Annotated in this window: 12 protein-coding genes, 1 tRNA gene and 1 pseudogene; 4 read left to right on the forward strand and 10 right to left on the reverse strand. The window is 62.5% G+C overall.

Annotated features, from left to right (window positions below; genetic code table 11):
- Positions 1–141 (forward strand): annotated as a pseudogene (locus AC1D05_RS35345) (IS5/IS1182 family transposase); the annotation flags it as partial.
- Positions 142–305: 164 nt separating this feature from the next.
- Here the strand turns inward: AC1D05_RS35345 and AC1D05_RS35350 are convergent.
- The 8 genes from AC1D05_RS35350 to AC1D05_RS35385 form a co-directional block, all read right to left on the reverse strand.
- Positions 306–2,279, reverse strand: coding sequence for an acetyl/propionyl/methylcrotonyl-CoA carboxylase subunit alpha (locus tag AC1D05_RS35350; RefSeq protein ID WP_477447573.1), 1,974 nt, complete (start codon positions 2,277–2,279; stop codon positions 306–308).
- A gap of 48 nt (positions 2,280–2,327) precedes the next feature.
- Positions 2,328–2,669: a hypothetical protein gene (locus AC1D05_RS35355; protein WP_477447575.1), complete on the reverse strand. Its 342-nt coding sequence runs from the start codon at positions 2,667–2,669 to the stop codon at positions 2,328–2,330.
- Positions 2,670–2,738: 69 nt separating this feature from the next.
- The gene (locus AC1D05_RS35360) at positions 2,739–3,032 is read right to left on the reverse strand and encodes a hypothetical protein (RefSeq protein WP_477447577.1); all 294 of its coding nucleotides are present in this window, start codon (positions 3,030–3,032) and stop codon (positions 2,739–2,741) included.
- Between the two features lie 198 nt (positions 3,033–3,230).
- Complete coding sequence (locus tag AC1D05_RS35365; RefSeq protein WP_477447579.1) at positions 3,231–3,761, reverse strand: O-acetyl-ADP-ribose deacetylase; 531 nt, start codon at positions 3,759–3,761, stop codon at positions 3,231–3,233.
- A gap of 1 nt (position 3,762) precedes the next feature.
- Positions 3,763–5,370: a carboxyl transferase domain-containing protein gene (locus tag AC1D05_RS35370; protein ID WP_477447581.1), complete on the reverse strand. Its 1,608-nt coding sequence runs from the start codon at positions 5,368–5,370 to the stop codon at positions 3,763–3,765.
- A gap of 1 nt (position 5,371) precedes the next feature.
- Entirely contained in the window at positions 5,372–6,535 is a 1,164-nt protein-coding gene (locus AC1D05_RS35375; protein WP_477447583.1) for an isovaleryl-CoA dehydrogenase, read from the reverse strand.
- Between the two features lie 59 nt (positions 6,536–6,594).
- Positions 6,595–7,245 (reverse strand): TetR/AcrR family transcriptional regulator, encoded by a 651-nt coding sequence (locus AC1D05_RS35380; protein ID WP_477447585.1) that lies wholly within the window; start codon positions 7,243–7,245, stop codon positions 6,595–6,597.
- 84 nt (positions 7,246–7,329) lie between these two features.
- Positions 7,330–7,614: an acylphosphatase gene (locus tag AC1D05_RS35385; RefSeq protein ID WP_477447587.1), complete on the reverse strand. Its 285-nt coding sequence runs from the start codon at positions 7,612–7,614 to the stop codon at positions 7,330–7,332.
- A 182-nt stretch (positions 7,615–7,796) separates the two neighbouring features.
- Between AC1D05_RS35385 and AC1D05_RS35390 the strand changes: the two genes are divergently transcribed.
- A complete protein-coding gene (locus tag AC1D05_RS35390; protein WP_477447589.1) occupies positions 7,797–8,321 on the forward strand; it encodes a MarR family winged helix-turn-helix transcriptional regulator in 525 nt (174 codons plus the stop codon).
- Here the strand turns inward: AC1D05_RS35390 and AC1D05_RS35395 are convergent.
- Entirely contained in the window at positions 8,318–9,430 is a 1,113-nt protein-coding gene (locus AC1D05_RS35395) for a pyridoxal phosphate-dependent aminotransferase (protein ID WP_477447590.1), read from the reverse strand. The two genes, AC1D05_RS35390 and AC1D05_RS35395, sit on opposite strands and share 4 nt — an antisense overlap.
- A gap of 118 nt (positions 9,431–9,548) precedes the next feature.
- Between AC1D05_RS35395 and AC1D05_RS35400 the strand changes: the two genes are divergently transcribed.
- Together AC1D05_RS35400 and AC1D05_RS35405 are read left to right on the forward strand one after the other, a co-directional pair.
- Positions 9,549–10,157 carry a hypothetical protein gene (locus AC1D05_RS35400; RefSeq protein ID WP_477447592.1) on the forward strand — a complete coding sequence of 203 codons (609 nt, stop codon included), beginning with the start codon at positions 9,549–9,551 and terminating at the stop codon, positions 10,155–10,157.
- Positions 10,158–10,192: 35 nt separating this feature from the next.
- A tRNA-Ser gene (locus tag AC1D05_RS35405) sits at positions 10,193–10,283 on the forward strand.
- A 404-nt stretch (positions 10,284–10,687) separates the two neighbouring features.
- Here AC1D05_RS35405 and AC1D05_RS35410 read toward each other — a convergent pair.
- On the reverse strand, positions 10,688–10,927 hold a 240-nt coding region (locus AC1D05_RS35410), incomplete at its 5' end, for a transposase (protein ID WP_477447399.1).

The following is a 10,927-nucleotide window of genomic DNA, read 5'->3' on the forward strand; positions in this document are numbered from 1 at the left end:
AAGCAACTGCATGGTCACCGCTATGCGCGGTTCCGAAGTCTCATCAGGGTCGCCTGCCAGTGCCTGATCGCCGCCGCCGCCCAGAACATCAAAAAGATCGCCCTTTGCCTATGGCCGAACCCCAAACCGGCCCTCGCATGAGGCCCTACGCCTCCTGTCAAAATCTCCTGACACAAACATTCCAAGACACTTCAATCACATAACAAAAAAACCCCGCCGAAAATCGACGGGGTTTGTCAGCAGTCTGAAATGGCCGGGTTCATCCCGGCCATTTTTCTTTGTGATCCAGGACGCAGTTCCGATTGTCAGCCAGTTGCGGCGGTCGAAGCGTGTTCCTCGACGAACCGCACCAGCACGGTCCCGTCGCTGACCTGGGCTCCCTCCACGGCGATCTCGGCGATCACCCCGTCATGCGGCGCGGCGATGGTGTGCTCCATCTTCATCGCCTCGAGGATCAGCAGCGGCTGCCCTTTGATCACCGCGTCGCCCTTTGCCACGCGCACCAGCTTGACCAGGCCGGGCATCGGCGCGCGCAGGCTGCCGGAAGCGGCAGCCGCGTCATCGCTCCTCGCCAAGGGGTCCGGCACCGCGAATGTATAGCCGACGGCGCCTTCGAACACCGTGATGTGGCCTGGCCAGCGGGCGAGGCGAGGAGCGGCGCGAAGGTCATGCACATTGGCGCTGTCATAGGGCGCATCGAGCGCCACCTGGAAGCGCCCGTCCGGTCGTACCGAAACCTTTGCCAGTATAGCGGCCTCGCCGAACTTTAGCCGTATGCGCCGCGCGATGCCGTGGAAATGCGCGTAGCCGGAAAGCGAAGACCATGGATCATTCGATGGCGGCGAAGCTTCCGCGCCGGAGGCGGCAAGGGCAGCTGCCGAGATGATTTCGCCGCTCGGCGGCGCGACCGCGGTGAGCGCCTCCTGGTGCCTGCCGATCAGGCCGGTGTCGACGTCGCCAGCGCAAAAGTCGGGATCGGCGGCAAGGGCGGCAAGAAAGGCGGTGTTGACGGTGGAACCGGCAATTTCGGTCTGCGAGAGCGCTGCGCCGAGGGCTTCCAGCGCCGCTTGCCTGTCCTTTGCATGGACGACCAGCTTGGCGATCATCGGATCGTAAAAGGGCGAGATGGCATCTCCGACCCGCACGCCGGTCTCGATGCGCAGCGCCGCCGCGTCGGGCTCAGGAAACTTCAGATGGTGCAGCGTGCCTGTTGCCGGCAGGAACCCTTTTGCCGCGTCCTCTGCGTAGATGCGTGCCTCGAAAGCGTGGCCGGCAAGTGTGATCTCGCTTTGCGTCTTCGGCAGCTTCTCGCCGCTGGCGACCCGCAACTGCCACTCGACCAGGTCGGTGCCGGTGACCATTTCGGTAACCGGATGCTCGACCTGCAGGCGAGTGTTCATTTCCATGAACCAGAAGCGGTCGGCCTTAAGACCTTGCGAGGCATCGACGATGAACTCGATGGTGCCGGCGCCGGAATAATTGATCGCCTTGGCGGCCTTCACGGCGGCGTCCGTCATTGCCTTGCGCAATGCCGGCGCCATGCCGGGGGCGGGCGCTTCCTCGATCACCTTCTGGTGGCGGCGCTGCGCCGAGCAGTCGCGTTCGTAGAGATGCACCGCATTGCCGAAATTGTCGCCGAACACCTGCACTTCGATGTGCCGCGGCTTGTCGACATATTTCTCGACCAGAACGCGGTCGTCGCCGAAGGCGGCTTTTGCCTCGCGCCGGGCGCTGGACAGCGCCTCGGAGAAATCATCGGGATGCTCGACGCGGCGCATGCCCTTGCCGCCGCCGCCGGCACGCGCTTTGATCAGTACGGGATAGCCGATCTCGCGTGCCTTGGACGCCAGCAGGACGATCTCCTGCGCCTCACCATGATAGCCCGGCACCACCGGCACACCGGCCTTCTCCATCAGCCGCTTGGCGGCGTCCTTCAGTCCCATGGCGCGGATCGAGGCCGCCGACGGGCCGATGAAGGTGAGCCCTGCCGCCACCACCTGGTCGACGAAATCAGGATTTTCCGACAGGAAGCCGTAACCGGGATGGATGGCTTGCGCCCCGGTCGCCAGCGCCGCCGCGACGATCTTGTCGCCGCGCAGATAACTTTCGCCGACAGGCGAGGGGCCGATATGAACAGCCTCGTCGGCCATCTCGACATGCGAGGATTTCGCGTCGGCATCCGAATAGACGGCGACGGTGTGCACGCCGAGCTTGCGGGCCGTGCGGATGACACGACAGGCGATCTCGCCCCGATTGGCGATCAGGATCTTGTTAAACATGGAGCCTCCCGGGTCTGTCTCGGGCGGCGCCATTGGGCTGGCGCCGGCCTACTTCGAAGCGGCGATCTCGCAAGCGCCGCAGTTCGTCACCTTGTAGTGCGCACGTGTGGCCAGGCAGGATTTCATCGCTAGCTCTTCCGCCACCTTTTGCGATGGCGCATTCAGCCGCGTGCCGCAGAGGATGTACAACGAGACCACCCTGGAATACGGCGTGGTGGCATAGGCGGAATGGCCGTTGGCGGCCACATAGGCTTTGTATGCCTTGGCGCATGGCGACTTCGAGTCGCCCAAATTCGGAGGAAAACGCTTGTCCCCCTCGCTCCCCGCCAGCGACCCGGCCACGCCGAAGCCACACGAGGTGATGATGAACAACCCGGCCAGCATCGCCATGGCTGTCCGCCTGGAATTCGTCGTTTTCATTCTGCTCCCCACAAAGAGAAAGACCGCGCGCGTTCCAGCCTATTTGGACGCGGCGATGCTGCAGGCGCCGGCAACCGTAACCTTGTATTTGCTCTTGCTGGCCTGACAGGATTTCAGCGCCAGTTCCTCGGCCGCCTTCGGTGACGGTGCATTCAGCTTCACGCCACAAATGAAATACTCGTTCGCCGGAACGATTGGCGTCGCCGCGAAGGCCGAATGGCCCGAGGCTGCGACATACGCTGCATGGATCTTGCCGCAGCCCCCGGTGGTCCCCACGGGAATGTTTATTGGGTAACGCACGTCTCCCTTGCTGCCCGCCAGCGACCCAGCCATGGCGGCGCCAGCCATTGCGAATATTAGTAGTCATGCAAGTATCGAGACGGACGTCCCCCGATAATATTCCAGTTTCATTTCCACCCTGTCCCCGTTGCACTGAGTAGGACAAGCAGTAGCGAATGTTTTGCCTCGGCGCCAGTTCGTTGGCCGGAATTTTGGTTTGCCTGTGCTGATGAATCGGTTGGTCCATACAGTTCAGCCTTTCCGGAGCGCAGCAACGGTTCGCTGGTATAGTTGCGCCATTTGCTCATCGAAGCAGCAGAAAATGACGGTCTCCGGCATTGCTTTTTCTTCGACGACCATGCTGACCGTGCCGACAGCGATCTCGGTCGCCTCATCTTTCGGGTAGCGATAAACACCGGTCGAGATCGCCGGAAACGCCACCGAGCGGCAGTCATTGGCGGCCGCGAGTTCCAGCGACCTGCGATAGCAGGAGGCCAGCAGTTCGGCTTCGCCCTTGCCGCCACCCTGCCAGACGGGTCCGACCGTGTGGATGATGTGTCGAGCCGGCAGTTTGTAACCCTTGGTGATCTTGGCGTCGCCGACCTTGCATCCGTTCAGCATCCGGCATTCGAGTTCAAGCTCGCGGCCCGCCGCGCGATGGATGGCGCCATCGACCCCGCCGCCGCCGAGCAGCGACGAATTGGCGGCATTGACGATGGCGTCGACATCCAGCTTGGTGATGTCGCCGGTGTGGATGCGGATCCTGTCCAGCGCCGCGCTCATCTCACATCCTGAACACGCCGAAGCGCGTGTCCTCGATTTCGGCATTGAGCGCGGCGGACAGGCTGAGCGCCAGCACCTCGCGCGTCTTCGCCGGATCGATGATGCCGTCATCCCAGAGGCGGGCGGACGAGTAGAGCGGATGGCCCTCATGCTCGTATTTCATCAGGATCGGCTTCTTGAATTTTGCTTCCTCCTCGGCGCTCCATTCGCCCCCTTTGCGCTCGATGCCTTCGCGCTTGACCATGGCAAGCACGGTTGCCGCCTGTTCGCCGCCCATCACCGAAATGCGGGCATTCGGCCACATCCACAGGAAGCGTGGCGAATAGGCGCGGCCGCACATGCCGTAATTGCCGGCGCCGAATGAACCACCGATGATGATTGTCACCTTCGGCACCCTGGCGGTGGCAACCGCCATCACCAGCTTGGCGCCGTCCTTGGCGATGCCGCCGGCTTCGTATTTCCGGCCGACCATGAAGCCGGTGATGTTCTGCAGGAAGACAAGCGGGATCCTGCGCTGGCAGCACAGCTCGATGAAATGCGCGCCCTTCAGCGCGCTTTCGGAAAACAGCACGCCATTGTTGGCGATGATGCCGACCGGCATGCCATGCAGATGGGCAAAGCCGGTGATCAGCGTGGTGCCGTAGTTCTGCTTGAACTCGTCGAATTCGGAACCGTCGACAAGGCGCGCGATCACCTCGCGCACATCGTAGGGCTGGCGTAGGTCGGTCGGCACCACGCCATAGAGCTCATCCGCCGGATGAAGTGGTGGAATCGACTTCTGTAAGTTCAGGCTTACGGTCTTGTTTCGATTCAGATTCTTGATGATGCGACGGCAGATGGCGAGCGCATGGTCGTCGTCCATCGCATAGTGGTCGGCGACGCCGGAAAGCCGCGTATGCACGTCCGCGCCGCCCAGATCCTCGGCACTGACATCCTCGCCGGTGGCCGCCTTCACCAGCGGCGGGCCGCCGAGGAAGATGGTTGCCTGGTTGCGCACCATGATCGTCTCGTCCGACATCGCCGGCACATAGGCGCCGCCAGCCGTGCAGGAGCCCATGACGCAGGCGATCTGCGGGATGCCCGCAGCCGACATGTTGGCCTGGTTGTAGAAGATGCGGCCGAAATGCTCTCGATCTGGAAACACCTCGTCCTGGTTGGGCAGGTTGGCGCCGCCGCTGTCGACCAGATAGATGCAAGGCAGATTGTTCTGCAGCGCGATCTCCTGCGCGCGCAGGTGCTTTTTCACCGTCAGCGGGTAGTAGGTGCCGCCCTTCACCGTGGCATCGTTGACGACGACCATCACCTCGGTGCCCTCAACACGGCCGATGCCGGCGATCATGCCGGCCGAGGAAATCTCTTCGCCATACATCGACCACGCCGCGAACTGGCCGATCTCGAGGAAGGGTGAGCCGGTGTCGAGCAATTGGGCGAGGCGTTCGCGTGGCAGCAGCTTGCCGCGCGAGACATGGCGCTCGCGCGCCTCCTCCGAGCCGCCGCGCTCGACGGTCGCGGCTTTGTCGGCGATGTCGGCGACCAGCGCGCGCATGCGTTCGGCATTGGCGCGAAAGGTTTCGGAGGAAGGCGAGATCTGGGTTTGAAGGACGGCCATGCTACACCCCTTCCGCCATAATCTCGCGGCCGATCAGCCAGCGGCGGATTTCGCTCGTGCCGGCGCCGATCTCGTAGAGCTTGGCGTCGCGCAGCAGGCGTCCCGTCGGATAATCGTTGATGTAGCCGTTGCCGCCAAGCAGCTGGATGGCGTCGAGCGCCATCTGCGTCGCCTTCTCGGCGGCAAACAAAACGCAGCCGGCGGCGTCCTTGCGGGTGGTCTGGCCGCGATCGCAAGCGGCGGCGACGGCATAGACATAGGCGCGCGCGGCGTTCATCACCGTATACATGTCGGCAAGCTTGCCTTGCACCAGCTGGAATTCGCCGATCGGCTGGCCGAACTGCTTGCGCTCGTGCACATAGGGGATCGCCACATCGAGGCAGGCGGCCATCAGGCCGATCGGGCCGCCGGCGAGCACGGTGCGCTCATAGTCGAGGCCCGACATCAGCACCTCGACGCCACGTCCTTCCTCGTGCAGCACATTGTCGAACGGCACCTCGACATTCTCGAACACCAACTCCCCGGTGTTGGAACCGCGCATGCCGAGCTTGTCGAGTTTTTGCGCCACGGAGAACCCCGTCATTGCCTTCTCGACGATGAAGGCGGTGATACCGCGCGATTTCCGCTCCGGATCGGTCTTGGCATAGACGACCAGCGTATCGGCGTCCGGCCCGTTGGTGATCCACATCTTGGTGCCGTTGAGCACATAGCGGTCATTGCGCTTCTCGGCGCGCAGCTTGAGCGAGACGACGTCGGAACCGGCGCCGGATTCTGACATCGCCAGCGCGCCGACGCGCTCGCCCGAGCACAGCGGCGGCAGGAATTTTTCCTTCTGCGCCGGCGTCGCCCAGCGATTGATCTGGTTGACGCAGAGGTTGGAGTGGGCGCCGTAGGAGAGACCGACCGAAGCCGAAGCGCGGGAAATTTCTTCCACCGCGATGACATGGGCGAGATAACCCATGCCGCTGCCGCCGAAATCGGGATCGGCGGTGATGCCGAGCAGGCCGAGCGCGCCGAACTCGCGCCACAGATGCGCTGGAAATTCGTTGTCGCGATCGATGTCGCCGGCAATCGGCGCGATCCTGTCCTGCGCGAAGCGGCGCACCAGGTCGCGCAGCGCCTCGATATCCTCGTCATGCCCGAAGCTGAGCGTGTTCGTGTACATGCCGTTCCTCCCCGGCGTATGACCCAAAGATCGCCTCGATCTTCGGGGTCATACGCAAATCAAAGTGCTACAGCGTCCTTTGCGCGTCGGAAGGGATGCGCGGCGCTGTAGGTGCCGATCCTCGCGCCAACCAGGCGCATTGTCATCGAAAGATATGTCGCCGTCACTTCAGGGACCGACAGCCGCTCGCCCGGGCGAAACCAGACGATGACGCCGGTCATCATCTGGATCAGCGCCATGGCCGTCAGGCCGGTGTCCTCGATGTTGAAGACGCCGGACTCGGCGCCATCGCGCAGGATGGTGCGCAGTTCCTTTTCATAGGCTGTGCGCATGCGCAGGATCTGCGTCAGCCTGTCGGGCGACAGGCTGCGCAATTCCATGTTCGACACATGTGTGGCATGCCGGCGCTCGATATGGAAAGCGATGTGGTTGCGTACATAGGTCGCAAGCTGCTCCGCCGGATCGGCACCGGTTGGCCTGATGTGTTCCCAGGCCATGCGAAGCCCTTCCATATGCTCGCGCATCAGCGTGAACAGCAGGTCTTCCTTGGTCGGGAAATAGCGGTAGAGCGCGGCCGCCTGGACGCCGACCTCGGCCGCCAGCTGGCGCATCGACATCGCCTCGTAGCCATAGCGTGCGATCAGGTTGACCGCCGCTTCGCGGACTGCCGCTTCGGTTCGCTCGCCGTCGGATCCTGTGGTGCGCGCCATGATCGCCTCGTCAATGCGGAGATAATAAAACGAACGTTCAATTAATTCAAGAGTGTCTGATGAATTCAAGTGGCGCGCCTGCGCCTATGCGACGATCCTGAAGTCTCCAGGCGCGGTCCAGGTCTCGATCTCCTCGACATCGATCCGTGAGACTGATGCGCCCAGCGGGCCTTGCCAAAGTCGCTCGATCATGGCCGAAACCGCTGCGTCGGCGCCGGCAAGCCATGTCGTTACCGAGCCGTCTCTTTCATTGCGCACCCAGCCCACCAGCCCAAGCCCTGCCGCTTCGCCTCTCACCCAGATCCTGTAGCCGACGCCTTGCACCCTGCCGTGTACGCTGGCCCGCACTGCCCTTTTCCGATCATTCATCTCGCGCTCCCTTGCATAGAGTCTGGCGCAGGATCGAGTGAAGGCAACTGGCTTGAAGGGCAGGCGATCGAATATGAGCCGAGGCTTGTTCGGAAGATAGATGACTTGATCCAATAAATACTTGACCTGGTCAACTTTTGCGCGATGATCTGCCGACGTGGAATCTCATGGAGGCGCATGACATGCCCGCCGATCGGAATGCTTTGGTCCGAGACCTCAGGTGTTTCAACCGGTTCTATACCGGCCTGATCGGGCTGCTCGACGAAACCTTGACGCACAGCGCCTATACGCTGACCGAGGCGCGGGTGCTGTTCGAACTGGGCCGTCGATCCGGCCATATTGCCGCCACCCCTGATGGCAAGGCAGGTTTTCTGGCACGGGCGTTTCAAATCGATTTCGCACCAGCAACGTCCGACATCGCCCGGGAGCTCCAGTTGGAGCCGGCCTACGTCACGAGAATCCTTCGAAAACTCGCTACCGCCGGCCTGACGGAAACGCGTGCCGATGCCCTGCGCGGTCGCGTCCTCTCGCTCACCGTCCGCGGCCAGGCCGCGCTTGCCACACTCCAGGCAGCCGCGGATCGCGATCTCTTCCGCCTGACCGCGGACCTAGGCGACGAGGAAGCCGCCGAACTATCCGATATTTTGACACGTGCAAGGTATCTGCTCGGCGGTGCGCCGGCACCTGGGAGTGGTGAAATTACCTAGTTCCCTCGCGCCGCCGCCAGCGCGCCCGGCAGTTCCTCGGCGAAAATATCTAGTTCATGGTCGAGACCGACGCTGACGCGGATGCAGCGGTCGAGCCCTGGCGCCATCGGCTTGCGGATGAACACGTCGCGCGACAACAGTCCCTGCAGCACTTTCAGCGCGAAGGCGCCGTCATGGCCACAATCGATGGTGACGAAATTGGTGGCCGAGGCCAGCGGCTTCAACCCGTTCTGTTCGGCGATCGCCGCGATGCGCCGGCGCCCGGCAGCCACCCGCGCCACCACCGTCTCGAGATAGGCCTGGTCGGCAAGCGCCTCGACGCCGGCGATCTGTGCCATGCGGCTGACGCCGTAATGGTTGCGGATCTTCTCGAAGTCGCGGATCACCTGGGCTTCCGCCACTGCATAGCCGCAGCGTATGCCGGCAAGCCCATAAGCCTTTGAAAAGGTTCGCATGCGGATGACGTTCGGCCGCGAGATATCAAGCGGCGGCAAAGCCGAGGCCGGCCCCAATTCGCCATAGGCCTCGTCGAGCACCAGCATTGTGGTCTGCGGCAACGCTTCGATGAAGCGGATCACCTCGTCCGCCTCCCACCAGCTGCCCATCGGATTGTCCGGGTTGGACAGATAGACCAGCGGTGCCTTCTCCTTGACGACCGCCGCGAGCAAACCATTCAGACTTTCCCGGTCGTTCTCGTAAGGGATGGTGACCAGCCGGCCGCCGACACCGGCAACATGGAAGTTGAAGGTCGGATAGGCGCCGAGCGACGTCACCACGGCATCGCCAGGCGCCACATACATGCGCGCCACCAGGCTGAGCAGCCCGTCTATGCCTTCGCCGACAACGACGTTCTCGACCGCCACGTCGTGATGCACGGCAGCGGCGACCTTCAGATCGAAATTGTCGGGATCGCAATACATCCACATGTCGCGGGCGATCTCGGCCATGCGCGCAATGACGCGCGGCGAAGGACCAAAACTGCTCTCATTGGCGCCGATGCGGGCGCGGAAAGCGCGCCCGCGCTCACGCTCCTGCGCCTCCGGGCCGACAAACGGCACCGTTGAGGGAAGCGCGGCGACGAGGGGCGTGAGGGGAGGGCGCTGGTGCATGGCAGAGGCTCGCTGGAAAAGGGCCTTCTTGCTAGCGTGACCGGCTTGGCCGTGCAAGCACCCTGCGTCCGCAGCCGTAACGCTGAATTCCGTCGCCTCTTTTTGCTAGCGAGGCACCATGAACAATCGTCTGCCGCCTGCCTGGCCCAAACACATCAAGCCTGGCCCCACGCCGAAGCCGAATCTGCCGACGGCTAATTCGCTTTCACGTGGGCAGGCCGATGAAGCGCTGCTGAAACAGGCTGACGCTCTCCAGCAGGCCAAGCGCCTCAACGAAGCACAGGACCTGTGCCTTCGAGTTCTGTCGCGCACTCCAAATCACCCCCTGGCTCTGTATATCCTGGGAACCATTTGCCTGGGTTATGAGGATGAGGCGGCTTTGCGATATTTCGCGCGAGCGGTCGATGCGGAACCCAAGAATCCTTACTATCACCGCGCCGCTCCCTCGAATTCGACATTACCCATGAGGCGGCGCCGTAAACACGATCGTACCGGCGACAGGGCTGTTCGGCAGCTATCACCCAGCGTTGTTGCGCAAATGACACGATTTGGCCTCACTCAGGAAGCTCTTGTTAACCATCAGCCCCGCCGCAACCGTTTATTTCCAGCCGAATCCGGTGATCGACGGACGGTCGATGGCCAGGGAATTGCCGCAGAACCGCCGCACCTGGGAAGGCGGCAGCTCCGTCCGCTCTTATTTTTCCATATAATGACGCGGGCTTGTTGATTGTGCCGGCGCTTTTCTTTATCCAGCGGCGCAACGGAGAGGTGGCCGAGTGGTCGAAGGCGCTCCCCTGCTAAGGGAGTAGAGGTCAAAAGCTTCTCGTGGGTTCGAATCCCATCCTCTCCGCCATCCTGTTTCGCTCTCCGAGCTTCGCAGGACAAGCCCAACCCTCCGTACGAAGCAGGATGCCCTCCGAAACCTCGGCGAAGGAGGGCCTCAAGCCCCTCGGTCGTTAAGACATGGGCATGGGCGATGCCGGCGTGATCACCGGGTCGAACAACGCTCCGGACCACATGGACGGCGATCCCCAGGACACTTATTGGAAGCGCGCTCCTTCGCACTGAAGACCTGGACCGGTCAGGGAACTGAATTCGGTATCTTGAAAGCCGCTTCAACTTCGGCAACTCCGCCATCATGCCGCGATCGCCGGAGAGTTCGCCTCTCACCTCTCCCCTCGGCGTCACCTGCCGCCCTGTGGGCAAAGTCCGAAAACACTCGGCGGCGAAGGAGCCAGAGAAATACTCTAGAGCGTTTCACGTTTTGATAGAAGCGTAGCCTGCGTTTTCGAAGTAGTTTTTGCATTCGGCTGCCTCGATGGTTTCGACGAGTTGGCCGATATGGCGCCAAGTTTCCTCGACGGTGCGTTTCTGAGCCTGGCGCATCCAGTGTTTGATCTTGGCGAAGGCCTGCTCGATCGGATTGAGGTCCGGAGAGTAGGGCGGCAGGTACCAAAGCCTGGCGCCGGCGGCTTTGATCATCTGCCTGATGGCCGC

It is taken from the genome of Mesorhizobium sp. P2_E9 (genome assembly GCF_056403815.1).

Coding starts and splice junctions, on each gene's coding strand:
- AC1D05_RS35365 (WP_477447579.1), bottom strand. CDS start 3,761: ATGAGCGCGGCGCTGGACAGGATCCGCATCCACACCGGCGACATCACC.
- AC1D05_RS35395 (WP_477447590.1), bottom strand. CDS start 9,430: ATGCACCAGCGCCCTCCCCTCACGCCCCTCGTCGCCGCGCTTCCCTCA.
- AC1D05_RS35350 (WP_477447573.1), bottom strand. CDS start 2,279: ATGTTTAACAAGATCCTGATCGCCAATCGGGGCGAGATCGCCTGTCGT.
- AC1D05_RS35355 (WP_477447575.1), bottom strand. CDS start 2,669: ATGGCGATGCTGGCCGGGTTGTTCATCATCACCTCGTGTGGCTTCGGC.
- AC1D05_RS35370 (WP_477447581.1), bottom strand. CDS start 5,370: ATGGCCGTCCTTCAAACCCAGATCTCGCCTTCCTCCGAAACCTTTCGC.
- AC1D05_RS35385 (WP_477447587.1), bottom strand. CDS start 7,614: ATGAATGATCGGAAAAGGGCAGTGCGGGCCAGCGTACACGGCAGGGTG.
- AC1D05_RS35390 (WP_477447589.1), top strand. CDS start 7,797: ATGCCCGCCGATCGGAATGCTTTGGTCCGAGACCTCAGGTGTTTCAAC.
- AC1D05_RS35380 (WP_477447585.1), bottom strand. CDS start 7,245: ATGGCGCGCACCACAGGATCCGACGGCGAGCGAACCGAAGCGGCAGTC.
- AC1D05_RS35400 (WP_477447592.1), top strand. CDS start 9,549: ATGAACAATCGTCTGCCGCCTGCCTGGCCCAAACACATCAAGCCTGGC.
- AC1D05_RS35360 (WP_477447577.1), bottom strand. CDS start 3,032: ATGGCTGGGTCGCTGGCGGGCAGCAAGGGAGACGTGCGTTACCCAATA.
- AC1D05_RS35375 (WP_477447583.1), bottom strand. CDS start 6,535: ATGTACACGAACACGCTCAGCTTCGGGCATGACGAGGATATCGAGGCG.